This is a genomic window from Phreatobacter oligotrophus, assembly GCF_003046185.1.
Classification (GTDB): domain Bacteria; phylum Pseudomonadota; class Alphaproteobacteria; order Rhizobiales; family Phreatobacteraceae; genus Phreatobacter; species Phreatobacter oligotrophus.
The window spans coordinates 369,619-391,816 of sequence record NZ_PZZL01000005.1 but is presented as its reverse complement, the minus strand read 5'-3'; the positions used below and the strand labels follow the sequence as shown (position 1 = coordinate 391,816).

Below are 22,198 nucleotides of genomic sequence, written 5' to 3'. Positions count from 1 at the left end.
AAGGATTCCCCCATGAAGACCATCCTCATGGCTTCGGCCATCGCGCTTGCCGCCAGCACTTCCGCCTTCGCCCAGGCGGGCGAATCCCCGACGCGCGTGCCCGACCCGACCTCCGTCACCGGCAGCGTCGGCGTCTCGGTCGAACAGCAGCGCGCCGTCCGCACCTACTGGCAGGCCGAGCGTCCGCGCGCCACGGTTCTCCCGAACGGCGTCGTCGTCTCGCGTGGCGCTGTGCTCCCCGAGGCCGTCGAGCTGCGGACGTTCCCGGCCGAGGTCGGCATCACGCAGTACCGCTACGTCGTGGTCGGCGACAATCTCTACCTGGTGAACCCGTCCGACCGCCGCATCGTCCAGGTCATCGAGTAACCCACGACCCGCGGGCTGATCGGCCCGTCCCTCCCGATCGGACCGCAGCGCCCGGCCTTGTGCCGGGCGCTTCTGCGTCGTCAGGCGGTCACTCGACCTTCCACGGGAAGGTCCAGGTCTCGGTGAGGGCCTTGGTGCCGGTGCGCAGGAAGGCGCGCAGGTCGGCGGTCTGGCCGGCCTCGCCCACCACGTCGATGCCGGCGCGGAAACCGCGGGTCTGCGGGTTCGGTATCAGGAAGGTCCGGGTGATGCGGGCATTGGTCGCCGAGGGCACGACCTGCACCGTGTCCGGATGGTTCAGGTGATATTCGAGGTCGCCACCGACGAAATCGACGATGAAGCGGGTGGCATTGGAGGGCGCCTGCTCGCCGGAGCCGAGGGCGATCGGCTTGGTGCGGAACGTGTTGAGCGCAAAGCCGCCGGGATGCAGCCGGCCCTCCGTCATGGTCGAGACGACGCGATAGGCGAAGGTCAGCGTCTGCCCCTGGTCGACGGCGCGGTTCGGCACCCAGTAGGCGACGATGTTGTCGTTGGTCTCGTCGGTGGTCGGGATCTCGACCAGCTCGACCCGGCCATCGGCGAAGCCCTCGCGTGGCTCCACCCAGTAGCTCGGCCGCAGCTCGTAGTTCAGGTCGAGGTCCTGGTAGTGCTCGAAGATGCGGTCGCGCTGCATCAGGCCGAAGCCGCGGACCTGCCGGTCGGCGAATTGCGACACCTCGACCTGGCGCGGGTTGCGCAGGGGGCGCCACAGCCATTCGCCGGTGTCGGAATGGATCAGCAGGCCGTCGGAATCGTGCAGTTCGGGGCGGTAGTCGTCGAAGAAGCGGCGATCGTTCTCGGCGTAGAAGAACATCGAGGTCAGCGGCGCCACGCCCAGCTTCGGGATGGCGCGGCGGGGGAAGAGGGTGCAATGGACGTCCAGCACCGTCTCCTGGGCCGGGAAGACGGTGAAGCGGAAGGCGCCGGTCAGGCTCTCGCCGTCGAGCAGGGCGTAGATCTGGCAGGACTGCGCCTCGGCCGAGGGTGTCTCCACCCAGAATTCGCGGAAGACCGGGAATTCCTCCTGGCCGGGGCCTGCCGTGTTCACGGCAATGCCGCGGGCCGAGAGGCCATATTTCTGGCCGCGCCCGAGGAAGCGGAAATAGCTCGCCCCGAGGAAGGAGATGAGCTCGTCATGCACCCGCGGGTCGTTCAGCGGGTGGTGGATGCGGAAGCCGGCAAAGCCGAGATCGACGGGCAGCGGCCGCTCGAAGCGGTTGCGGCCATAGTCGAAGAGGGCGGCGGCATAGGGGATCGGCGTCGCGATGCCCTCGCGGATGACGTTCACCACCACCGGCGTGCGGTAGATGAAGCCGAGGTGGAACATCTGCATCCGGAACGGGCCACCGCCCTGCTGCAGCAGCGAGCGGTCGGGCCGGAAGCGCAGGTCCCGGTACTGGTCGAAGTTCATGCCGGTGAGAGAGGCCGGCAGGTCGTTGCGCGGCGCCTCGTAGGGCAGGGCGGCGAGATCGCGGGCGCGGCGGACGACGTCGTCATAGACGAAGCGCGACTGCGGCTGGGGCGAGGCGGGTGCCGCGGGCGGCTGGCCGCCGGGCTGCTGCGCCTGGGCGAGGGCGGGCCAGGAGAGGCTGGCTGCGGCGAGAAGCTTCAGGGCGTCGCGGCGGGCGAAGGTCGGCAGTCGCATGAGGCCTCGGATACCTGGTACGCGCTGCCACCGGCAGCCCCGGCGACATGCGACCTTCCCGCGCGCGCCGTCAAGGGGCCGTCACAGTGACCGTTGCCGCAGCGGGCGGACGCAGGCGGCGCATCGCTGTCCTCCGCCCGGCTGGGTTGCGGCGCCGGGAGCGCCTTGCCAGTCTGCCGGCGACAGCGAAGGAGAAGCGCGGATGGCGCCGAAGAACATCCTGGACATGACCGGCCGCGTGGCGCTGGTGACCGGAGCCGGCACCGGCCTCGGCGCCCGGTTCTGCATGGCGCTGGCCGAGCATGGCGCCGCCGTGGCGGCGGTCGCGCGACGGGCCGAGAAGGTCGAGGCCGTGGCCGAGGCGATCCGCAAGGCCGGCGGACGGGCCATCGCGGTGTCAGGCGATGTCACCGACAGCGCGTCCATCAAGGCCGCCTTCGACGCGGCGGAGAAGGCCTTCGGAACGGTCGATGCCGTCGTGGCCAATGCCGGCATCGCCGTGCCGGGACGGGCCGTCGAGATTTCTGACGAGGACTGGCGCAAGACCATGGCGACCAATCTCGACGGCGTCTTCTACACGGCGCGCGAGGCCGCCCAGCGCCTCCTCAAGGCGGGCAAGCCCGGCGCCATCGTCAACATCGCCTCGATCCTCGGCTATGGCGTCGGCAAGGGCAACGCCTCCTATGCCGTGTCCAAGGCCGCCGTCATCCAGATGACCCAGGCGCTGGCGATCGAATGGGCCTTCAAGAACATCCGCGTGAACGCCATCGCCCCCGGCTATGTCGTCACCGACATCAACCGCGACTACCTCACCAGCGGCAAGGGCGCGGAGATGACGCGCGAGATCCCGGTCGGCCGCTTCGGCCGCGAGGAAGATCTCGACGGCGCGCTGCTGCTGCTCCTGTCGAACGCGGGCGCCTTCATGACCGGCACGACGGTCACCGTCGACGGCGGCCAGCGCATCGGCCTTCGCGGCTCCTGATCCCCCTTCCCAACCGGACAAACGCCATGATCATCGACGAACGCACCTATACGTGCCACCCCGGCAAGGTGAAGGCCTTCCTGGAGGTCTATGAGCGGCTGGCGAAGCCGATCCAGTGGCCGCTTCTCGGCGACCCCATCGGCTTCTTCGTCAGCGACATCGGCACCCTGAACCAGGTCGTGCACATGTGGCGCTACGACAGCATGGCCGACCGCGAGCAGCGCCGCGCCAAGCTCGCCACGGCGGCCGGCTGGGGCGCCTATCTCGATGCGGCGACGCCGTTCCTGGTGAAGATGGAGAACCGCATCCTGGTTCCCACCGCCTTCTCCCCGATGAAGTGACCTGACATCATGACCAAGCCCATGAACGGGGCCGAGAGCCTCGTGCGGACCCTCGTTGCCGGCGACGTGACGGTGGCCTTCACCAATCCCGGCACGTCCGAGATGCATTTCGTCGCCGCGCTCGACCGCGTCGACGGGATGCGTTGTGTGCTCTGCCTGCACGAAACGGTCACCACGGGCGCTGCCGACGGCTATTACCGCATGACCGGCAAGCCGGCCTCGACCCTGCTCCATCTTGGCCCCGGCCTCGGCAATGCGCTGGCGAACCTGCACAATCTCAAGCGCGCCCGCTCCGGCGTCGTGAACATCGTCGGCGAGCACGCGACCTATCACCGCGCGTTCGACGCCCCGCTGACCTCGGACATCGAGGGCATCGCCGGGACCATGTCGCACTGGGTGAAGACCTCGACCTCGGCGAAGGAGGTCGCGGCCGATGGCGCCGAGGCGATCCGTGTGGCGATGGACCCGCCGGGCAAGATCGCCACCCTGATCCTTCCCGCCGACACCGCCTGGACCGATGGCACCGGCCCTGCCGCCATCGCCGCGCCCGCCGTGCCGTCGAAGGTCGCCGAGGATGCGGTGGAAGCCGCCGCCCGCGCCATCGAGGCCGGTGGCCGGCCGCTCATCGTCATGGGCACCCGCGCCGTGCGCGAGAAGCCGATGATCCATGCCGCGAAGATCGTCGCCAAGACCGGCGCGCAGATCCGCGCCGAGGGCTCCAATGGCCGTATCGAGCGCGGCGTCGGCCGGATGCCGCTGGAGCGCGTGCCCTATCCGGTGGACGTGGCGCTGGCCGCCACCAAGGGCGTCACGCATCTCATCCTCGTCGGCGCCAAGGCGCCGGTGGCGTTCTTCGCCTATCCGGGCAAGCCCTCGATCCTCTATCCGCCCGAGGCGGAGGTCGTCACGCTGGCGCATTTCCACGAGGATGCCGAGGACGCACTCGCCCGCCTCGCCGAGCGCCTCGGCGCGGACAAGGCGGTGCCGGTGCTGAACCAGCCGAAGCGCCCGGACCTGCCGAAGGGGGCGCTGACCCAGGATTCGGTCGCCGCCGTCATCGGTCATCTCCTCCCGGAGAACGCCATCGTCACCGACGAATCGGTCACGACGGGCCGCAACTTCTTCAAGGACACCCACGGGGCTGCGCCGCATGACTGGCTGTCGCTCACCGGCGGCGCCATCGGCGAGGGCCTGCCGCTCGCCGTGGGCGCAGCGGTGGCCTGCCCAGACCGCAAGGTGGTGGCGCTGCAGGCCGATGGCTCCGGCATGTATTCGCTGCAGGCGCTGTGGACCATGGCGCGCGAGAAGCTCGACGTGACCGTCTGCATCTGGGCGAATCGCGCCTATGCTATCCTCAAGGGCGAACTCGCCAATGTCGGCGCGGAGAACCCGGGCCGGAAGGCGCATGACATGCTGTCGCTGGGCGATCCCGACCTCGACTGGGTGAAGCTCGCCGCCGGCATGGGCGTCGAGGGGACGCGGGTCGAGACGGCAGAGGCCTTCGCCGACGCCTTCGCCGCCGCCAACCGCCGCAAGGGGCCCTTCCTCATCGAGGTGCTGCTCTGAGCCGCCGGTCGCACGTCAGGCCGGTCGCCCGCGCGTGACGGAAGCCTCCGCCACGCCTGGTTTCCCGCGTCGCTTCCTGTCGCTGATGGGGGAGGCGGGCTGGCGCACGGTCCTGCACGTCCTGCCCTATGCGGTCGCCTGCGGGGTGATCACCGAGGGGACGCTGAGCCTGCGGCTGACGCTGCCCTGGAAGCTGCCCATGGTGGCGCTGGTGCTCGCCAGCCTGTTCATCGCGGTGTTGCTCGCCGCCCATGTCGCCAGCCTGAGGCTGGCTGTCCGGCGGGGGCGGGAGCCGGCGCCGATCCGCCATCTCTTCCGCCGGGCCTGGCGCATTGGGGTTGAGAGCGCAACGATCGGACTGATCGCCGCCATCGCGGCGTTGGCGCTGGTGGGCGTGCTCGACCTCGTCATCGCGGCGGCGCCGCCATCCGAAGGAGCGGGCTGGCCGCAGACGATTCTCCGGGCCATCGCCACGCTCTCGGGCCTTGCGGCGCTGCTGGTCATCCTGGCGGGGGCGACGGCCCTGGCAGGCTCGACCTATGGCGCGGTCGTGGGGCTGGCCGATGCGGGCCGCCGCCTGTTCACCCTCTCCGAGCGCACCACGGCGATCATCTGCACCGCCATCGTCGCAGGCACCCTGCTCGCCATCGTGGCGACGCGGCTGAGCGTCACGATCGAGGCCGGTCCGCCGATCATCGTCGCGGCGCTCGCCAAGGCTGCCGGGTTCCTGGCTGTCATCGTGCCGCTGGGCGCGGGGGCGGCGCTGCTCGCCGAGGACTGAGCGGCCACGAAAAAGGGCCGGCGCTGGCGCGACGACCCCTCGGTGAACCGTTCATGCGGGAACGAATGTCAGGCCTGGCCTTCCTTGCGGCGCAGGCGGACAACAACGTCGACGCGGGCGACCTCGTAGCCCTCGGGGGCCTCGGGCAGCTTGTCCACGCCGATATGCGGACCGGGAATATCGAAGACGGTGGTCTCACCCTCGACGATGAAATGGTGGTGGTCCGACAGGTTGGTGTCGAAATAGGCCTTGGAGCCATCCACCGCGATCTCGCGCAGCAGGCCAGCCTCGGTGAACTGGTGCAGCGTGTTGTAGACGGTGGCGAGCGAGACGGGCACGCGGGCCTTTGTGGCCTCGTCGTAGAGCATCTCGGCGGTGACGTGACGATCGCCCTTGGCGAAGAGGATCCAGCCGAGCGCCATGCGCTGGCGCGTCGGGCGCAGGCCCACCTCGCGCAGCATGGTGCGAACGTCGTGGATCGGGCAGCCGGTCTTCTGCAGCAGCGTCACGCGCTCCTGCGCCGAAAGCTTGGCGCCATCGGCCTGCGCCGCATCCTGATAGGTCACGTCAATGAGCGTGCGGATCGTCATGGCTCCTGTTTTATGTGCGAGGCGGCGAATTTGCAAGGCATTCGCAACCCGTAAGGATCCGGACTGCAACCATGAGGCGGTGTTCCCTGCCGGAAACCCCGCGTGACGGATGCATACCAAGGGCCTTTTGCCCCTCCCGTACCCCTGTGTTAGACAGCACCCCCACCCCGGCCGCCATGTGCGGCCCCCAAAGGAATGCGGACAGTCCAGGCGATGAGCGAGCGCAAGTCGAGTTTCACCTATGAAGAGCTTCTGGCCTGCGGGCGTGGCGAGCTCTTCGGGCCGGGAAATGCGCAGCTCCCCCTCCCGCCCATGTTGATGTTCGACCGCATCACCTCGATCGGCGAGGACGGCGGCGCCAACAACAAGGGCCATGTCGTCGCCGAATTCGACATCAAGCCCGACCTCTGGTTCTTCCCCTGCCATTTCCAGGGCGATCCGGTCATGCCGGGCTGCCTTGGCCTCGATGCCCTCTGGCAGCTCACCGGCTTCCACCTCGGCTGGCTCGGCCTTCCCGGCCGTGGCCGGGCGCTGGGCGTCGGCGAGGTGAAATTTTCCGAGCAGGTGCTGCCGACCACCAAGAAGGTCGTCTACGGCGTCGATTTCAAGCGCGTGTTCAAGTCCAAGCTGGTGCTCGGCATCGCCGATGGCTGGCTGGAAGCGGACGGAAAGCGCATCTACGAGGTCAAGGACATGCGGGTCGGTCTTTTCACCACCGCCTGACGTCCCCACCTAGGTCCGAGGGCCCCCGAGGCCCCGCAACATCAAGAGGCCCTCATGCGCCGCGTCGTCGTCACCGGAATGGGCATCGTCTCCTCCATCGGCAACAACACCAACGAGGTGCTCGCCTCGCTGCGGGAAGCCAAGAGCGGCATCGCCCTCGACCCGTCCTTCGTGGAGCACGGCTTCCGCTCGCAGGTGTCGGGGACGCCCACCCTCGATCCGACCACCATGCTCGACCGCCGCGCCATGCGCTTCCACGGCGGCGGTACGGGCTGGAATCACATCGCCATGGACCAGGCGATCCTCGATGCGGGCCTCGAGGTCGGCGAGATCTCCAACGAGCGCACCGGCATCATCATGGGCTCGGGCGGTCCGTCCACCCGTGCGCTGATCGACGCCTATGAGAAGGCCAAGGAGAGCGGCAATTCCAAGCGCGTCGGCCCCTTTGCCGTGCCGAAGGCCATGTCATCGACCGCCTCGGCGACGCTCGCCACCTGGTTCAAGATCAAGGGCGTGAACTATTCGATCTCCTCGGCCTGCGCGACGTCGAATCACTGCATCGGCAATGCCGCCGAGATGATCCAGTGGGGCAAGCAGGACATCGTCTTCGCCGGCGGCTGCGAGGAACTGGACTGGACGCTCTCGGTGCTCTTCGATGCCATGGGCGCCATGTCGACCAAGTACAACGACCGGCCCTCGACCGCCTCCCGCGCCTATGACGCGAACCGCGACGGCTTCGTCATCGCTGGCGGCGCCGGCGTGGTGGTGCTGGAGGAGTACGAGCACGCCAAGGCGCGCGGCGCGAAGATCTATGCCGAGATCGCCGGCTATGGCGCGACCTCCGACGGCTACGACATGGTCGCCCCCTCGGGCGAGGGCGCGGTGCGCTGCATGCGCATGGCGCTGGAGGGCGTCGGTCCGAAGGTCGACTACATCAATCCGCACGGCACCTCGACCCCGGTGGGCGACGTCAGGGAGATCGAGGCGATCCGCGAGGTCTTCGGCGGCGCCGACAAGAGCCCGCCGATCTCCGCCACCAAGTCGCTGACCGGCCACTCGCTCGGCGCGACCGGCGTTCAGGAGGCGATCTATTCGCTGCTGATGATGAACAACGGCTTCATCTGCGAGAGCGCCCATATCGAGGAACTCGACCCGGAGGTCGCCGACATGCCGATCGTCCGCCAGCGAATCGACAATGCCAATCTCGGCGTGGTCGTGTCGAATTCCTTCGGTTTTGGCGGCACCAACGCCACGATCGTGCTGAAGAACGTCGACGCTTGAGGACGGCCTCGCCGTCCGCCAAGCTGTCACCGGATGGTCGCAGTGGCGTGGCACAGGGGACGGATCGTCCCCTGAATCGTGAACGCCCATGTGGACTGACCGGTTTGCGCATCCCCGCCTCAGGGTCGTCGGTCGCGGCCCGGAGGCTGACCCCGAATCCAGGAGCTCGCGCGTGAGCGGATTGATGAAGGGCCGTCGTGGCCTGATCATGGGAGTGGCGAACGACCATTCCATCGCCTGGGGCATCGCCCGCACGCTGGCCGCCCATGGCGCCGAGCTCGCCTTCACCTACCAGGGCGACGCGCTGGGCAAGCGCGTGAAGCCACTGGCCGAGAGCATCGGCTCGACGATGGTGCTGCCCTGCGATGTCGAGGACGTGGCGACGGTGGATGCCACCTTCGCCCGGATCGGCGAGACCTGGGGTGGGCTGGACTTCGTCGTCCACGCCATCGGCTTCTCCGACAAGAGCGAGCTCAAGGGCCGCTATGCCGACACCACCCGCGAGAACTTCTCGCGGACCATGGTCATCTCCTGCTTCTCGTTCACGGAAGTCGCCAAGCGCGCCGTGCCGCTGATGCAGCCGGGCGGCACGCTGCTGACGCTGACCTATGGTGGCTCGACCCGCGTCATGCCGAACTACAACGTCATGGGCGTCGCCAAGGCCGGCCTCGAGGCGTCGGTCCGCTATCTCGCCGCCGATTTCGGCCCGCTCGGCATCCGCGTCAACGCGCTGTCGCCCGGCCCGGTGCGGACGCTGGCCGGCGCCGGCATCTCGGACGCGCGGCTGATGTTCAACTTCCAGAAGCGCCACGCGCCGCTGCGGCGGACCGTCTCGCTGGACGATATCGGCGGCTCGGCGCTCTACCTGCTGTCGGATCTGTCGGGCGGCGTCACCGGCGAAGTGCACCATGTCGATTCCGGCTACAACATCATCTCCATGCCCCGCCCCGAGGCGCTGAAGACGCTGGATGCGGCGGAGCAGGCGGTGGAAGACGCGGCCGGTCGCCGTGCCGGCGAGGCCGCCGAGTAAGCCTCTCCAGCAGTCCCCGAGACATTGCGAGCCCGCCTGCGAAAAAAAATCGCGGCGGGCTCGAACCTTTTTCGCGGTCACGGAGACCCATGGATATCAGGGGCAGATGAGCCCCTCAGATCCAAAAGGGGAACCGCCATGAACCGCTTCAAGACCTTCGCTCTCGCCGCCGCCGCCGTCGCCACCCTGTCGGTCGGCATCTCCTCCCAGGCCGAGGCCGGCCCGTGGCACCGCCGCCACATCGGCTGGGGCGTCGGCGCCCTCGCCACGGGTGTGATCGTCGGCGGCGCCATCGCCGCGGCCAACTCCCGCGCCTACGCTTCCGAGTGCTACCTGACCCGCCGCTGGGTCGAGACCCCCTACGGCATGGAGCGCCGCACGGTCCGCGTCTGCGAGTGATCGCAACCCGCGAAACGCCGACAGCGCACCGACCTCCAAAACTGCGATGTCTGCGGAAGCCCCGGCCATGCACCGGGGCTTTTCGCCGTCTGTGGCTCAGCGCGGCAGGGCCAGCAGGTCTTCGTGGCCGACATGGCAGGTGACGCCGGCCCGGCGTGCCGCCAGCCAGGCGTCGATCTCGGCCTGCGGCACCCGGCCCGTTTCGCTCACAGCGCCGGCAAAGCCGGTGACGAGCTCGCGGGCGAGGTCGCGGAAGGCCTCATCGAGACGCCAGGGGCTCGGCGCCCGCTCCACCGCGTAACCCGAGGCCGCGAAGGCCTCCGCCATGGCGGCTGTGGCGCGCGGGCCGGCGGCCGGCCCAAAGCCCTTGTCGGTGCCCTGATGGGCATGGAAGGCGGCGAGCATGGCCGCATCGGCGGGATGCGGCGGGTCCCAGCGCTCGGTGCCGTCATAGGTCAGCACCGTGTAGAGCGGCAGCGCCCTTGCGGCGAGGACCGCGACGAAACGGGCGATCCAGGCCTCCGAGACGAGATCGAACAGGGCTGCCGCCGTCACGAGGTCCGTGCTCTCGGGAAAGACCCCATCGAGGTCGCCGTTGAGGTCGGCCTGGTGGAAGGAGACGGTGAGCACTTTCGCGCCTTTGGAGAGGACGAGGGCGGTGCCCGCCTCCTCGGCCCGGTCGGCCCAGGCGGCAAGGCGCTGGCGCGCGGCCGCGAGAAGCACCGGATCGTAGTCGACGAGCCGCCAGCTCTGCCGGTCCGGCAGGGCGCGCCAGGTGCCGCGCAGGTTGGAGCCGGCGCCGCAGCCGAGGTCGACGACGCTGACCTGGTCGCGGTCGCCGAACTGGGTCGCGAGCCGCGACAGGAGATGGGCGGAGCGGGCGGCATGATCGGCCGGTTCACGCAGCGCCAGCCAGTCGGGTGAGAAGCTCATCGCGGCGACCCCGGATGGTGGAAATGGGAAGGGGCGCCCGTCGCGAGTCCTGCGACGACGGACGCGACGATGCGGGCCGTGTCGTCCCAGCCGGGCAGGGCGCGGCCAGCCTCGAAGGACCGGGCGGCGAGGTCGGCGCGCATGCGCGGGCTCTGGATGAGGCGCGACAGGGCGGCGGAGAGGGCGAGTGCGTCGTCGGGCGGCACCTTCACCGCCGCGCCGTCCGGCACGGTCTCCGCGGCAGCTCCGCCGGTGGTGGTGATGATCGGCAGGCCGCGCGCCATGGCTTCCGCCAAAACCATGCCGTAGCCCTCGTAGCGCGAGGGCATGACGAAGAGGTCGGCCTGCGCGTAGAGGTCCTCGATCTCTGCATCGGAGATGGCGCCGGTGAGGGTGATGCGCGCCTCAAGCCCGTGGTGCCGGATCGCCTCGCGCAGCGCGGCGTGGACCTCGGGCGCGCGGTCGGTCGCCCCGGCAATCACGAGCCGCCAGGCCTCGCCCTGCAGCCGCGCCAGCGCCGCCACCAGCACGTCGTAACCCTTGCGGGCGGAGATGGCGCCGACGGTGAGGATGGTCGGCTCGCTCCGCCCGGAGCCGATCGCCCGCGGCGCGGGGGCGGTGCCAGGCTCGGCGACGGTGATGCGGTCGGCCGGCACGGCGTATTCCTCGATGAGGATGCGGCCGGTGATGCGGCTCGTCACGATGATGCGCCGGGCATGGACCAGGGCAGCGGCCTCGCTCGCCTTCAGCCGCACCGCCGTCTCGGCCGCAAGGCCGCTCTCCAGCGCCAGGGGATGATGGACCAGCGCCACGATGGGGCTCTTGGCCGAGAGGCAGATGCTCTCGGGGAGGGCGCCATAGGCCAGGCCATCGACCATGAGGACGCGGTCGGCCGGGTGGGAGACGAAGAGACCGGCCGTGCGCAGGAGCTCGTCCGGAGTGGGAAAAGGGAACGAGCCGGGCAGGGCGAGGTGGTCGAACTCGACGCCATGGGCGCTGGCGCGGGCCAGCACCTCCCGGTCATAGCGATAGCCGCCGGTGGGCGTCGCAAGGTCCCCGGGAATGGCGAAGGTCGCCGTGATCATCGCTTTGCCTGCCCGCCGCGCGTCAGGCGGCTTGCGGCAGCGGCGCCTCGAAGGTGGCGCGGGCGAGGTCATGCTCGTGCAGCGTCACGCGGATCTTGGCGAGGCCGCCGGCATCAGCGCCGAGCGCGCCCGAGCGCGCGGCCTCGGCCATGCGGTCGAAGACATATTTGCAGAGGAACTCGGTGGTGGTGAGCTTGCCGGCGAATTCCGGCAGCGTGTCGAGGTCCTGGTAGGCGAGGCGCTTCAGCGTCTTGCCGAGCACGTCGAGCGCCGCGCCGATATCGACGACCACGTTCTGCGCGGTGAGCGTCTCGCGGAAGAAGGCGACGTCGATGACGAAGCTCGCGCCGTGCTTGCCCTGGGCCGGCCCGAAGAACGGGTCGGGCAGCGAATGGGCGATCATGATGCGGTCGCGGACTTCGACGGAATACATGGGGTCTCCCACAGTCAGGTGGCACGTGGACGTTGGCCGAGGAACTGGCCGAAACGAATGAGATAGCCATCGGGATCCTGGAACATCAGTTCCCGCTGCCCGACTTCGATGTCATCTCTACGATACCAAGCGTCTCTCGGCTCACGGAATAACGGCCAGTTTCGCTGCGCCAGGGCAGCTATGGTCGGCCCCATGTCGTCCACTTCGATCTGGAGGTTGATCCCGCGGCCGTAAGGTCGCTCGAGCGGGCCACCCGTCCAGGTCTCGCCCCGAGGATGATCCGGGGGGCGCTGTTCGACGAGCATGACATGCGAGTGGCCACGCATCAGATAGGCGAAACGGTGTTCTGGGCGTTGGTAGCGGATACCGAAGCCCATGACCTCAATCCAGAAGGACAGGCTCCGGTCGATATCCCTCACGACCAGTTCTGGTACGAGGGACGGCACAAAAGCATTCGGTGGCCCGGAAACGTCAGGCATAGCGCACCGCAGTCATGAGACCATGCGCGCCGGGCTCGAGGATACGGGGCAGGGCGGCGGGCAGGTCGTCGAAGGCGACCTCGGCGGTGATGAGCTGGTCGAGGCGGTCGTCGGCGAGGAGTTCGAGCGCCTTGGCGAGACGTCTCGCATACGACCAGCGGGCGCGCCTGGATGTGGCGACCATGCCGACCTGCGAGGAGACGAGCTTCAGGCGCTTGGAGTGAAAGCCGGCGCCGAGCGGTACGGCAGGGTCCTGGTCGCCGAACCACGAGAGTTCGACGACGGTCGCCTCGTCGCCGCAGCAGGCGAGGGCGCAGGCAACGCCGCCGGAGGTCGCCGAAGCGTGGAAGGCAACATCGCAATCGGCGGGGCCATCGAGGGGCTTGGAGAACCTGACGCCGAACAGCTTGGCGAAGTCGCGGCGCGAGGGCTCCGGATCGACCAGCGTGACGTCCGTGCCGGGGATCTGCGACACGATGGCGGTGACCAGCAGGCCGAGGACGCCGCCGCCCACGACCACGATGCGATCACCGGGGCCGGCGCCGGAATCCCACACGGCGTTGAGCGCCGTTTCCATATTGGCGGCGAGGATGGCGCGGCGGGCCGGCACGCCCTCCGGCACCGGGATGACCGAGACCTTGTCCGTGGGAGCGAGGAAACGGGTCTGGTGGGGACCAAGGGTGAAGACGGTGCGGCCGACCAGCGTCTCGGGTCCGGCCTCGACCACGCCCACGGCGCAGTAGCCGTATTTCACCGGGAAGGGGAACTCGCCCTCCTGCAGCGGGCAGCGCATGCGCTCGCGCTCGGGTGCGGCAACGAGTCCGTTGAAGACGAGCCTTTCCGTGCCGCGGCTGACACCGCTATAGAGCATGCGGATCTCGGCATCGGTCGGCCGGCGTTCATCCAGCGTTGTCTCGCGCAGGTCTACGGTCCGGCGCGAGGCGTACCAGAGGGCTCGGGCGGTCGCCGCCATGTCGCATTCTCCCGCATCGCCGCCCGGACCGGGCGACGGAGGCTCATCGATGAACGATCTTTCGCCGTTTCCGGCCGCGACCGGTGAGACCCGGCCGCCCGAGGGCTCTACGACGCCGGCAGGCATCCAGTCCACGGCAGAATTGCGCCAGCGCCGGCTGATCGTCCTCGGCCTCAATGTCTCGACCTGGTTCGTGCTGAACGCGGCGGCCTGGTCGATCCTCGGTTCGGGGGGCTGGACGATCGTCGACATCGTGCTCGCGCTCGCCTTCGCCATCGCCACCCCCTGGACCGTCCTCGGCTTCTGGAACGCGCTGATCGGCCTTTGGCTCCTGCATGGCGAGAAGGATGCCATGGAGGAGGTCGCCCCCTTCGCCAAGGCGGGTGACATGCCGACGCCGCTCGGCATCCGCACCGCCGTCTTCATGACCCTGCGCAACGAGGACCCCGAGCGGGCCATCGCGCGGCTGAAGATCGTCAAGGCGAGCATCGACGCCACCGGCGAGGGCGGCCAGTTCGACTATTTCATCCTCTCGGACACCAACCGCGACGATATCGGTGAACGCGAGGCGGTGGCCGCCGCCGCCTTTGCCGCGGAAGCCGGCGAGGGGCGCGTCGTCTACCGCCGCCGCACCGTCAACACCGGCTTCAAGGCCGGCAATGTCCGCGATTTCCTCGACCGCTGGGGCGCCCGCTACGAGCTGATGCTGCCGCTCGATGCCGACAGCCTCATGTCGGGCGCGACCATCGTGAAGCATGTCCGGATGATGCAGGCCTATCCGCGGCTCGGCATCCTGCAGAGCCTCGTCGTCGGCATGCCCTCCTCCTCGGCCTTCGCCCGCATCTTCCAGTTCGGCATGCGCCAGGGCATGCGCTCCTACACCATGGGCCAGGCCTGGTGGGTCGGCGATTGCGGCCCGTTCTGGGGCCACAATGCCCTCGTGCGCATTCGGCCCTTCATGGAGCAGTGCCACCTGCCGCTGCTGGCGGGCGAGCCGCCGCTCGGCGGCCACATCCTCTCCCATGACCAGGTGGAGGCGACCTTCATGCGCCGCGCCGGCTACGAGGTGCGCGTGCTGCCCGTCGAGGAGGGCTCCTGGGAGGAGAACCCGCCGACCATCCTCGAATTCTCGCGCCGCGACGTGCGCTGGTGCCAGGGCAACATGCAGTATGTGAAGCTGCTGGATGAGCAGGGTCTCAAACCCATCAGCCGCTTCCAGCTGGTCTGGGCCATCCTGATGTTCGTCGGCGTCCCGGCCTGGACGCTCATGATCACGCTGTCGCCCTTCCTTGCCTGGCATGGGGCCAGCAGCGCCGCCTTCCCGACGACCTTCGCCGCCTTCGTCTATGTGCTGTTCTTCGCCATGTACCTGATGCCGAAGATCGCCGGCTTCGCCGATATCCTGATGACCGAGGACGGTACGGAACGCTATGGCGGGCGCGCCCGTTTCATCGGCGCTGCCGCCACCGAGCTCGTCTTCTCCTTCCTGCTCGGCGCGCTCACCTCGTTCCGGATCACGGTGTTCATGATCGGCCTCGCCTTCGGCAAGTCGGTGACCTGGGGCGGCCAGCAGCGCGACGCCATGGCGCTGTCCTGGCGCGAGGCCTGGGATGCCTTCTGGCCGCAGATGGCCTTCGGCTGGGTGATCTTCGGTCTTCTCTGGATGGCCTCGCCCGCGGCTGCGCTCTGGTCGCTGCCGCTCACCGCCGGCTTCCTCGTCGCGGTGCCCTTCGCGGTGCTCACCGCCTCGCCGGCCCTCGGCCGGCTCTTCGTCTCGACGCGCTTCTGCGGCATCCCCGAGGAGTTCGAGACGCCCGACGAAATCGCCAAGGCGCGCGCAGCATGAGCGACCTCGACCAGCGCATTGCCGAGATGGTGGCGGTGGCCCGCTCCGTCGTCACCTATCACGGCGATCCCGAAAAGCGGGCTGCCATGGACGCGCTCTACGGCCGCTTCGTGCGGCCGGGGGGCCTCGCCTTCGACATCGGCAGCCATGTCGGCGACCGGGTCGCGAGCTTCCGGCGCCTCGGCGCGCGGGTGGTGGCGCTGGAGCCCCAGCCGGGGCCTGCGGGTGTCATCGCGCGGCTCTTCGAGGGCGACGCAGGGGTCGCGCTCCGGCAGGCCGCCTGCGGCGCTTCAGCCGGCGAGATCACGCTGAAGGTCAATACCGCCAACCCCACCGTGACGACGGCCTCCGCCGCCTTCGTCGCCTCGGCAGCGGGCGCCGGCGGCTGGGAAGGCCAGGTCTGGGACCGCGAGATCACCGTGCCCTGCCTCACCCTCGACGGGCTGATCGCCGACCATGGCGTGCCGGACTTCGTGAAGATCGATGTCGAGGGCTTCGAAGCCGATGTGCTGGCGGGGCTGTCGCGGCCGATCCCGGCGCTGTCCTTCGAGTTCACGACGATCCAGCGCGACGTGGCCTTCGCCTGCCTCGACCGGCTGGCCGCGCTCGGGCCCTATCGTTTCGACGTCGCCCTCGGCGAGAGCCAGCAGATGACGTTCGGCTCTGCCATCGACCGACAGGCCATGGCCGCCCATATCGCCGACTTGCCGCACGAGGCCAATTCCGGCGACGTCTATGCGGTTCTCGTGAAGGGTTGATCCCATGCGTCTCCTCCTCGCCGCCGCAGCGCTTGCATTCGCCACGGCCGCCCGCGCGGCGAGCCTCGACGGGCTTCCGGTGGAGATCACCAATGCCTCCGAGCCGGTGCTATGCGCCGAGAAGGACAATGTCACGCTGAACCTCGCCAGCGGTGCGGTGCGCTCGTTCCGGATCGAGGCGGCGCACCCCGCCTATATCGGCTCGCTCGCCGTCGATCGCTTCGCGCCGGACTGGACCGCCTGTCCGATGAAGGAGGAGGCGCTGGCCCAGCCCATGCCGCAGCGCATCACCCTCTACGAGACGGTGGAGTGGCAGGTGATCGGCTATCGCGAGCAGCGCTTCTGGCGCAGCGCCGACACGACCGTGCGGGTCGGCGACCGGGTGGAGAAGGACATCCACCTGCTGCAGATCTGGTACCGGTTCCGTGACCGCGCCGAGGAGGTCCTCGTCCTCTACCCGACCGATGGCTACTGGCGCGCCCGGCCCCTGCCGCCCTCGAACCTGCGCTGGACGGCCTATGGCTCGTCGTTCCTCATCGGCCCTGTCGTGGTGGAGGGCCGGCCGATCGTGAAGCTGCGCGACGTCGCCTTCGATCCCGCCACCAAGACCTTCACGCTGACCTATCCGGACGGCAACAGCGCGACGGTGCAGCTGTCGACGCTGAACCAGGAACTGCTCGGCCTCGACGTCACCTTCGCCCGGCCGATCACCGGCGGACCCTTCGCGGCGCTGCGCTCCATGTATGTCACCGAGTTCAATGCCGACGTGGCGCGGATCGCGGTGCGCGAGAAGGATGCGCCGGGCTGGCGCGAGGAGCCGATCATGGGCTTCCGCCGGGCCAATGCCACCGACCTCTGGGCGGGGCGCCTCTCGGCGTCGCGGCACAATACCTCGGCGCCCGACATGGTGTTCAACGCCTTCCGGGCCGAGCCGCCCAAGGCCTCCGAGCCGCGGATCGAGCGCTGACGTAGCGTTTCTCCGGTCAGCGCGGCCCATGGGAACGCCGGCGCTCACCGGACGTTCAGGTTTGTCGGACTACATTACCAGTCCTTCTCCATCCTCTCTCGAGGTTCGACTTCATGCATCGTCGCATCCGCAAGGCCGTGTTTCCGGTCGCCGGTCTCGGCACGCGTTTCCTGCCCGCCACCAAGGCCATTCCGAAGGAGATGCTGACGGTCGTGGACCGGCCGGTGATCCAGCATGTCGTCGATGAGGCGCGCGAGGCGGGCATCGAGCATTTCGTCTTCGTCACCGGCCGCAACAAGCAGGTGATCGAGGATCATTTCGACAAGGCCTTCGAGCTCGACACGACGCTGGCCGCGCGCAACAAGACCGCCCAACTCGAGGAGCTGAAGCGCGATCTGCCGGCCGCCGGCGCCACCTCCTTCACCCGCCAGCAGGAGCCGCTCGGGCTTGGCCATGCCGTCTGGTGCGCCCGCGATATCGTCGGCGACGAGCCTTTCGCGCTGCTGCTGCCGGATATGCTGCACCTCGCCAAGTCTGGCTCGAAGGGCTGCATCGCCGCGATGATCGAGGCCTACAACGCCACCGGCGGCAATTACGTCGCCGGCTACGAGGTGCCGGACAGCGAGACGCACCAGTACGGCATCATCGGCAAGGGCAAGGCGGCCGCAGCCGGCGCCTATGAGATCGCCGCGATGGTCGAAAAGCCGCCGAAGGGCACCGCGCCCTCCAATGTCGCCATTTCCGGCCGCTACATCCTGCAGCCGGAGATCTTCAAGATCCTGGAGACCCAGGAGCGCGGCGCGGGCGGCGAGATCCAGCTGACCGACGGCATGCTGAAGCTGAAGGACCGCCAGCCCTTCTTCGGCTTCACCTTCGACGGCGAGATCCACGATACCGGCACGAAGCTCGGCTTCCTCACCGCCAACCTCGCCTATGCGCTGCGCCGCGACGACCTGTCCGGCCCGCTGAAGGCCGAGATCGCCCGTCTCAAGGTCTGATCCCGCGCGCTAGCGCTGGAGCCTCAGGCCGAGGAGGAAGACGTTGGCGGAATAGCTGGCGTCGGCGGTGTTCGACTGCAGGGTCTCGCGGCGGATCTCGCCGCGGATCTGCAGGGCACGCGAGGCCCGGTAGACGAGGCCGAGGGAGGCCACCGTGCGCTGGTCGACGCGGCTCGTGCCGCGATAGGTGTCGTGGCCATAGGCGAACCGCGCCGTGCCCACCAGCCAGCGCCGGAACGCATGTTCCAGCTCCACCGCCGCATCACGCTTCTCGATGCCCGAGGCGCCCGTGGTGAAGCTCTCGTCGATGGTGGAGCGCGCGGTGAAGCGGACGGTGGTCAGCGCCGTCATTGCCCAGACCAGCGAGGCATCGAGGACCGGCACGGCAATGTCGCCGAAGGTCGGGTCGAGATTGTCGCGCCGCAGGTAACCGGCCGAGATTTCGCCGGTCAGCAGCCGCGTCAGCTCGAAGGTCGTGCCGACGCGGAACGTCACGCTGGACGAGCCCTGCAGCGTGCCGCCGCTCGACAGGCGCTGGTCAAAGCGCCGCTGCTCAAGCGCTGCCTCGACGAAGGGACGCAGGCCCGGCGTCAGCTCGTAGGAGGTCCTCAGCCGCCCGCCGATGGCGTTATAGTCGCGTCCGCTCTGGCTGAGCACGGTCCCGGCATTGGTGATGGCGTCGTCGTAGATGAAGCGGTCGAAGGTGCCGCGCAGCGTCACCTGCACGCGCCCGATATCCTGCACCACGCCGGCGCTGCCACCGACCTGGTGGATCAGCGGCAGGTTGCGCAGGCCGGTGGGCGAGGAGGGCAGGTTCGACGAGCCCGGCGAGTTGGTGTTCAGCGTGTAGCGCCCCTCGGTCTCGACGCGCGTGTCGCGCGCCACGTCGAGGCGGCCGGTGACGACGGCATTGACCTCCGGCCGGTTGACGCCGGGGTCGGAGAAATAGGCGGAGTAGGTGCCGCGCAGCCGCGCCGTCACCTCGTGCCGGGACCAGTCGGAGCGTGCCTGGAGCTCGCCATAGGACTGGGTGAAGAGCGAGCCGGGGCTGCCTGCCGTGAGGCGCCGCGGGTTGGAATCGTAGCCCAGCGTCGCATCCGCCGTCGGCGTGACGATGAAAGAGCCGACGCGGATGCCGGTCGGCGCGAAGGCGTCGGTCTCGGCGGGCGGCCGCCGGTCGAAGGAGATGACCTCGCCGGTGCGCGGGTCGACGACGACGTTGCGGCCGAGCGGGTTGGCGTTGGGCAGCACGCGGCCCGAGGGCTGCTGCACCCGGTTCGTGACGATGGGAACGTCGACCGGGCGACGCTGCTGCGTCGGCGGGGTGACGCCGCGCGTGCCGGAGGACAGGGCGAGCGAATCCTGGCGCGATGGTGTGAGGCTGCTCCCCGAATTGGCGCCGGTTGTCGGAGCCGGCAAGGTCCGCAGGCCGAGGTTGCGCGCATTGGCGGGGGGCTCCGGCGGCCGGCGTGGCAGCCGCCCGGTGCGGGGATTGGCGACGGGGGCGGGGCGCGAGGTTGGACGGGGCGCTGGTCGCGTCACGGGCGCAGGACCTGAAACGCCCGCTTCGGCGGCAAGGGGAGAAGGGCGCGCCGGCCGCAATGTCCACGGGGCGCGACGGGCATCGCCGCGGGCGCGTTCGCGCTGCGCGGACACCGTGCGGGATTCGCCGGGGGCGGGGGGCGGCGCATCGGTCCTGAGGCCGGCGGCCTCTGCATCGGTGCGCGGGGCCAGGCCCGAATCGGCATCCGGGGGCTCGACCGGGGCAAGGCCCTGCCAGCCCGTCTCTCCGGCCGTGTCGCTGCCGCCGGGGGGCGGGGCCGTCCGCAGGCGCTGGGCATGCGCGCTCACGCCCGCCCCGGCAAGGACGAGCGCCATCAGGCTGGCACCCCAGATGAGACGGGCGGTTCGACCCAAGACGCGCGTATCCCCCGCAAGATCGTCAACCAGAGGTAAACAACCGTGGTTAACGGGGCGTTGACGGACCCCTGCGCCGGCGGAGGTCGCCTCCCCGGCCTCACCATGCTAAGCACCGGCTCATCCGCGCCTCGCGCGACCCAAGGCCGGCCGGCGCCGGTCCATCCGACGTGACCATGGCAGACCGTTCCGCATCCTCTCCCGCCATTGCCTCGGCGCTTCGCACGCTGACCGTCGAGGCCGCCGGCCTTGCCGCGCTCAACGCCGCCCTGTCGAACGGGCTCGGCGAGCCCTTTGACGCCGCTGTGGCGTTGCTGAAGCGGGTTCAGGGCCGCGTCATCGTCACCGGCATGGGCAAGTCGGGCCATGTCGGCCGCAAGATCGCCGCGACCCTCGCCTCCACCGGCACGCCCGCCTTCTTCGTCCATCCCGGCGAGGCAAGCCATGGCGATCTCGGCATGGTGACTGCCGATGATGCCATCCTGGCGCTGTCCTGGTCGGGCGAGACGGTGGAGCTGCGCGACCTCGTCGCCTTCTCGCGGCGTTTCGCCGTCGGCCTCGTCGCCATCACCTCGGATGCCGAATCGGCGCTCGGCAAGGCGGCGGATGTGGTCCTCGCCCTGCCGCGGGCGGAGGAGGCCTGCCCCAATGGCCTCGCGCCCACGACCTCGACCCTGATGCAGCTCGCCATCGGCGACGCGCTCGCCATCGCCCTCTTGGAGGAGCGTGGCTTCACCGCAGCCGATTTCCGGACCTTCCATCCCGGCGGCAAGCTCGGCGCGGTCCTGGCACAGGTGCGCGACATCATGCATGGCGGCGCCGCCCTGCCGCTGAAGCCCATCGGCACCGCCATGAGCGAGGTGCTCATCGAGATGACGGCCAAGGGCTTCGGCTGCTGCGGCATCGTCGATCAGGCGGGGCTCCTCGCCGGCATCGTCACGGACGGCGACCTCCGGCGCCACATGAAGGGCGACCTTCTGGCGCTGCCCGTCGAGACGGTGATGACGCGCGGGCCCAAGACGGCCCGCCCGGACCAGCTCGCCAGCGAGATCCTCGATGTCATGAACCGCTCCAAGATCACCGCGCTCTTTGCGGTGGAGGGCGGCCGCCCCGTCGGCATCCTGCACCTGCACGACCTCCTGCGGGCGGGCGTGGCGTGAGCGCGTCAGCCGAACCGCGCGACATCAGGCGCGGCATGGGGCTGATGACGCTCGGCATGCTGCTCTTCGCCACCAATGACGCGCTGGTGAAGGCGCATATGGGCGCCCTCTCGGTGGCGCAGGCGCTGGGCGTGCGCGGCATCTTCGCGACCATCGGCGTCGCGGCCTTCCTCATGGCCTCGGGCACGCGCCTGACGCTGGCCGGCTACTGGCACCCGCTGGTCGTCGGACGCTCGCTGGCCGAGGGGCTGGCGGTGTTCTTTCTCTTCCAGGCGCTGTGGCGGATGCCGATCGGCGACGTGACGGCGGTCTCGCAGTCCATGCCGCTGTTCCTGCTGCCCATCGCCGTGCTGGTCCTCGGCGAGAAGGTGAGCCCGGTGCAGTGGGCGCTCGTCATCCTCGGCTTCATCGGCATCGTGCTGATCGCCAAGCCCGCCTCGGCCGGCTTCGACCCGGCCATCGGCCTCGCCATAGGCACGACCATCTGTTTCGTGCTGCGCGACGTGACCGTGAAGTTCATCCCGCCGCACATCGCCTCGGCCACCGTCACCTTCTCCACCGTCAGTGTCGTCATGGCCGCCGCGCTGGCGCTGGCGACGATCCAGGGGCTTGGCCCCATGGGCGTGAAACAGACGGGCATGCTGGGGCTCGCAGGGCTGCTGCTGGCGGCGGGGCAGGCGGCGATCATCACCGCGCTGCGCATGGCGCCGGTCTCGCAGGTCGGGCCGTTCAACTACACCAAGACCGCCTTCGCCGTGGTCATCGGCATCCTCTTCTTCGGCGAGCGGCCGGACCTCATCACCGCTGCCGGCATCGGCCTTGTCGCCCTGTCGGGCATCCTCATTGCGTCCGGGCTTGGCCGCCCCAGGGCCTGAATTCAGCGCCGGTTCAGGCACGTCGCGGCAA

General features: G+C 69.4%; 23 protein-coding genes. 15 read left to right on the top strand and 8 right to left on the bottom strand.

The annotated features are described in order from the left end of the window. Positions 1-12: 12 nt before the first annotated feature. Positions 13-366 carry a DUF1236 domain-containing protein gene (locus C8P69_RS14080; protein ID WP_108178047.1) on the top strand — a complete coding sequence of 118 codons (354 nt, stop codon included), beginning with the start codon at positions 13-15 and terminating at the stop codon, positions 364-366. 88 nt (positions 367-454) lie between these two features. Here C8P69_RS14080 and C8P69_RS14075 read toward each other — a convergent pair whose 3' ends face one another. Then, the gene (locus tag C8P69_RS14075) at positions 455-2,050 is read right to left on the bottom strand and encodes an OpgD/OpgG family glucan biosynthesis protein (protein ID WP_108178046.1); all 1,596 of its coding nucleotides are present in this window, start codon (positions 2,048-2,050) and stop codon (positions 455-457) included. A 202-nt stretch (positions 2,051-2,252) separates the two neighbouring features. Between C8P69_RS14075 and C8P69_RS14070 the strand changes: the two genes are divergently transcribed. Genes C8P69_RS14070 through C8P69_RS14055 form a run of 4 tightly spaced genes read left to right on the top strand, consistent with a single transcriptional unit; the run spans position 2,253 to position 5,720 of the window. Continuing rightward, positions 2,253-3,032, top strand: a complete 780-nt coding sequence (locus tag C8P69_RS14070) for an SDR family NAD(P)-dependent oxidoreductase (protein WP_108178045.1) — start codon at positions 2,253-2,255, stop codon at positions 3,030-3,032. 26 nt (positions 3,033-3,058) lie between these two features. Continuing rightward, entirely contained in the window at positions 3,059-3,373 is a 315-nt protein-coding gene (locus C8P69_RS14065; protein WP_108178044.1) for an NIPSNAP family protein, read from the top strand. Positions 3,374-3,394: 21 nt separating this feature from the next. Beyond that, the gene (locus C8P69_RS14060; RefSeq protein WP_108178136.1) at positions 3,395-4,939 is read left to right on the top strand and encodes an acetolactate synthase large subunit; all 1,545 of its coding nucleotides are present in this window, start codon (positions 3,395-3,397) and stop codon (positions 4,937-4,939) included. Positions 4,940-4,973: 34 nt separating this feature from the next. Beyond that, positions 4,974-5,720: a hypothetical protein gene (locus C8P69_RS14055; protein ID WP_108178043.1), complete on the top strand. Its 747-nt coding sequence runs from the start codon at positions 4,974-4,976 to the stop codon at positions 5,718-5,720. A gap of 68 nt (positions 5,721-5,788) precedes the next feature. On the opposite strand, the gene irrA is transcribed toward C8P69_RS14055, so the two are convergent. Further along, complete coding sequence (gene irrA, locus C8P69_RS14050) at positions 5,789-6,310, bottom strand: iron response transcriptional regulator IrrA (RefSeq protein ID WP_108178042.1); 522 nt, start codon at positions 6,308-6,310, stop codon at positions 5,789-5,791. A gap of 213 nt (positions 6,311-6,523) precedes the next feature. Between irrA and fabA the strand changes: the two genes are divergently transcribed. The 4 genes from fabA (at position 6,524) to C8P69_RS14030 (ending at position 9,743) form a co-directional block, all read left to right on the top strand. After that, a complete protein-coding gene (fabA, locus tag C8P69_RS14045; RefSeq protein ID WP_108178041.1) occupies positions 6,524-7,033 on the top strand; it encodes a 3-hydroxyacyl-[acyl-carrier-protein] dehydratase FabA in 510 nt (169 codons plus the stop codon). 54 nt (positions 7,034-7,087) lie between these two features. Continuing rightward, on the top strand, positions 7,088-8,314 hold the full coding sequence (fabB, locus tag C8P69_RS14040) for a beta-ketoacyl-ACP synthase I (RefSeq protein WP_108178040.1): 1,227 nt from the start codon (positions 7,088-7,090) through the stop codon (positions 8,312-8,314). 172 nt (positions 8,315-8,486) lie between these two features. Then, a complete protein-coding gene (gene fabI, locus C8P69_RS14035) occupies positions 8,487-9,344 on the top strand; it encodes an enoyl-ACP reductase FabI (RefSeq protein WP_245902036.1) in 858 nt (285 codons plus the stop codon). Positions 9,345-9,482: 138 nt separating this feature from the next. Beyond that, positions 9,483-9,743, top strand: coding sequence for a hypothetical protein (locus C8P69_RS14030; RefSeq protein ID WP_108178038.1), 261 nt, complete (start codon positions 9,483-9,485; stop codon positions 9,741-9,743). Positions 9,744-9,839: 96 nt separating this feature from the next. Here the strand turns inward: C8P69_RS14030 and C8P69_RS14025 are convergent, their stop codons facing one another. The 5 genes from C8P69_RS14025 to C8P69_RS14005 are packed head-to-tail and all read right to left on the bottom strand — an operon-like array spanning position 9,840 to position 13,646. Continuing rightward, positions 9,840-10,676 carry an SAM-dependent methyltransferase gene (locus C8P69_RS14025; protein WP_108178037.1) on the bottom strand — a complete coding sequence of 279 codons (837 nt, stop codon included), beginning with the start codon at positions 10,674-10,676 and terminating at the stop codon, positions 9,840-9,842. Next, the gene (locus tag C8P69_RS14020) at positions 10,673-11,761 is read right to left on the bottom strand and encodes a glycosyltransferase family 4 protein (protein WP_108178036.1); all 1,089 of its coding nucleotides are present in this window, start codon (positions 11,759-11,761) and stop codon (positions 10,673-10,675) included. The genes C8P69_RS14025 and C8P69_RS14020 overlap by 4 nt, the downstream gene beginning before the upstream one ends. 22 nt (positions 11,762-11,783) lie before the next feature. After that, positions 11,784-12,194: a 6-pyruvoyl trahydropterin synthase family protein gene (locus tag C8P69_RS14015; protein WP_108178035.1), complete on the bottom strand. Its 411-nt coding sequence runs from the start codon at positions 12,192-12,194 to the stop codon at positions 11,784-11,786. A gap of 14 nt (positions 12,195-12,208) precedes the next feature. Then, complete coding sequence (locus tag C8P69_RS14010; protein ID WP_245902035.1) at positions 12,209-12,613, bottom strand: bleomycin resistance protein; 405 nt, start codon at positions 12,611-12,613, stop codon at positions 12,209-12,211. Between the two features lie 52 nt (positions 12,614-12,665). Continuing rightward, entirely contained in the window at positions 12,666-13,646 is a 981-nt protein-coding gene (locus C8P69_RS14005; protein ID WP_108178033.1) for a zinc-dependent alcohol dehydrogenase, read from the bottom strand. 49 nt (positions 13,647-13,695) lie between these two features. Between C8P69_RS14005 and mdoH the strand changes: the two genes are divergently transcribed. The 4 genes from mdoH to C8P69_RS13985 all read left to right on the top strand — a co-directional run bounded on the left by mdoH (position 13,696) and on the right by C8P69_RS13985 (position 18,215). Continuing rightward, positions 13,696-15,492: a glucans biosynthesis glucosyltransferase MdoH gene (gene mdoH, locus C8P69_RS14000; protein ID WP_108178032.1), complete on the top strand. Its 1,797-nt coding sequence runs from the start codon at positions 13,696-13,698 to the stop codon at positions 15,490-15,492. Beyond that, the gene (locus tag C8P69_RS13995) at positions 15,489-16,250 is read left to right on the top strand and encodes an FkbM family methyltransferase (protein ID WP_245902034.1); all 762 of its coding nucleotides are present in this window, start codon (positions 15,489-15,491) and stop codon (positions 16,248-16,250) included. The genes mdoH and C8P69_RS13995 overlap by 4 nt, the downstream gene beginning before the upstream one ends. A 4-nt stretch (positions 16,251-16,254) precedes the next feature. Further along, entirely contained in the window at positions 16,255-17,217 is a 963-nt protein-coding gene (locus C8P69_RS13990; protein WP_108178031.1) for a hypothetical protein, read from the top strand. 113 nt (positions 17,218-17,330) lie between these two features. Next, positions 17,331-18,215 (top strand): UTP--glucose-1-phosphate uridylyltransferase, encoded by an 885-nt coding sequence (locus C8P69_RS13985; protein ID WP_108178030.1) that lies wholly within the window; start codon positions 17,331-17,333, stop codon positions 18,213-18,215. 9 nt (positions 18,216-18,224) lie between these two features. Here C8P69_RS13985 and C8P69_RS13980 read toward each other — a convergent pair whose 3' ends face one another. After that, a complete protein-coding gene (locus tag C8P69_RS13980; protein ID WP_146167343.1) occupies positions 18,225-20,132 on the bottom strand; it encodes an outer membrane beta-barrel protein in 1,908 nt (635 codons plus the stop codon). Positions 20,133-20,308: 176 nt separating this feature from the next. On the opposite strand from C8P69_RS13980, the gene C8P69_RS13975 reads away from it, so the two are divergent. Both C8P69_RS13975 and C8P69_RS13970 read left to right on the top strand, forming a co-directional pair. Then, the gene (locus C8P69_RS13975; protein ID WP_108178028.1) at positions 20,309-21,292 is read left to right on the top strand and encodes a KpsF/GutQ family sugar-phosphate isomerase; all 984 of its coding nucleotides are present in this window, start codon (positions 20,309-20,311) and stop codon (positions 21,290-21,292) included. Next, positions 21,289-22,167: a DMT family transporter gene (locus C8P69_RS13970; protein ID WP_146167342.1), complete on the top strand. Its 879-nt coding sequence runs from the start codon at positions 21,289-21,291 to the stop codon at positions 22,165-22,167. The genes C8P69_RS13975 and C8P69_RS13970 overlap by 4 nt, the downstream gene beginning before the upstream one ends. Positions 22,168-22,198 lie beyond the last annotated feature (31 nt).

What these genes read in the sequence shown, in the direction of transcription:
- C8P69_RS14080 (WP_108178047.1), top strand. Translation starts at nt 13, where the DNA reads ATGAAGACCATCCTCATGGCTTCGGCCATCGCGCTTGCCGCCAGCACT.
- C8P69_RS14075 (WP_108178046.1), bottom strand. Translation starts at nt 2,050, where the DNA reads ATGCGACTGCCGACCTTCGCCCGCCGCGACGCCCTGAAGCTTCTCGCC.
- C8P69_RS14070 (WP_108178045.1), top strand. Translation starts at nt 2,253, where the DNA reads ATGGCGCCGAAGAACATCCTGGACATGACCGGCCGCGTGGCGCTGGTG.
- C8P69_RS14065 (WP_108178044.1), top strand. Translation starts at nt 3,059, where the DNA reads ATGATCATCGACGAACGCACCTATACGTGCCACCCCGGCAAGGTGAAG.
- C8P69_RS14060 (WP_108178136.1), top strand. Translation starts at nt 3,395, where the DNA reads ATGAACGGGGCCGAGAGCCTCGTGCGGACCCTCGTTGCCGGCGACGTG.
- irrA (WP_108178042.1), bottom strand. Translation starts at nt 6,310, where the DNA reads ATGACGATCCGCACGCTCATTGACGTGACCTATCAGGATGCGGCGCAG.
- fabA (WP_108178041.1), top strand. Translation starts at nt 6,524, where the DNA reads ATGAGCGAGCGCAAGTCGAGTTTCACCTATGAAGAGCTTCTGGCCTGC.
- fabB (WP_108178040.1), top strand. Translation starts at nt 7,088, where the DNA reads ATGCGCCGCGTCGTCGTCACCGGAATGGGCATCGTCTCCTCCATCGGC.
- C8P69_RS14030 (WP_108178038.1), top strand. Translation starts at nt 9,483, where the DNA reads ATGAACCGCTTCAAGACCTTCGCTCTCGCCGCCGCCGCCGTCGCCACC.
- C8P69_RS14025 (WP_108178037.1), bottom strand. Translation starts at nt 10,676, where the DNA reads ATGAGCTTCTCACCCGACTGGCTGGCGCTGCGTGAACCGGCCGATCAT.
- C8P69_RS14020 (WP_108178036.1), bottom strand. Translation starts at nt 11,761, where the DNA reads ATGATCACGGCGACCTTCGCCATTCCCGGGGACCTTGCGACGCCCACC.
- C8P69_RS14015 (WP_108178035.1), bottom strand. Translation starts at nt 12,194, where the DNA reads ATGTATTCCGTCGAAGTCCGCGACCGCATCATGATCGCCCATTCGCTG.
- C8P69_RS14005 (WP_108178033.1), bottom strand. Translation starts at nt 13,646, where the DNA reads ATGGCGGCGACCGCCCGAGCCCTCTGGTACGCCTCGCGCCGGACCGTA.
- mdoH (WP_108178032.1), top strand. Translation starts at nt 13,696, where the DNA reads ATGAACGATCTTTCGCCGTTTCCGGCCGCGACCGGTGAGACCCGGCCG.
- C8P69_RS13995 (WP_245902034.1), top strand. Translation starts at nt 15,489, where the DNA reads ATGAGCGACCTCGACCAGCGCATTGCCGAGATGGTGGCGGTGGCCCGC.
- C8P69_RS13990 (WP_108178031.1), top strand. Translation starts at nt 16,255, where the DNA reads ATGCGTCTCCTCCTCGCCGCCGCAGCGCTTGCATTCGCCACGGCCGCC.
- C8P69_RS13985 (WP_108178030.1), top strand. Translation starts at nt 17,331, where the DNA reads ATGCATCGTCGCATCCGCAAGGCCGTGTTTCCGGTCGCCGGTCTCGGC.
- C8P69_RS13975 (WP_108178028.1), top strand. Translation starts at nt 20,309, where the DNA reads ATGGCAGACCGTTCCGCATCCTCTCCCGCCATTGCCTCGGCGCTTCGC.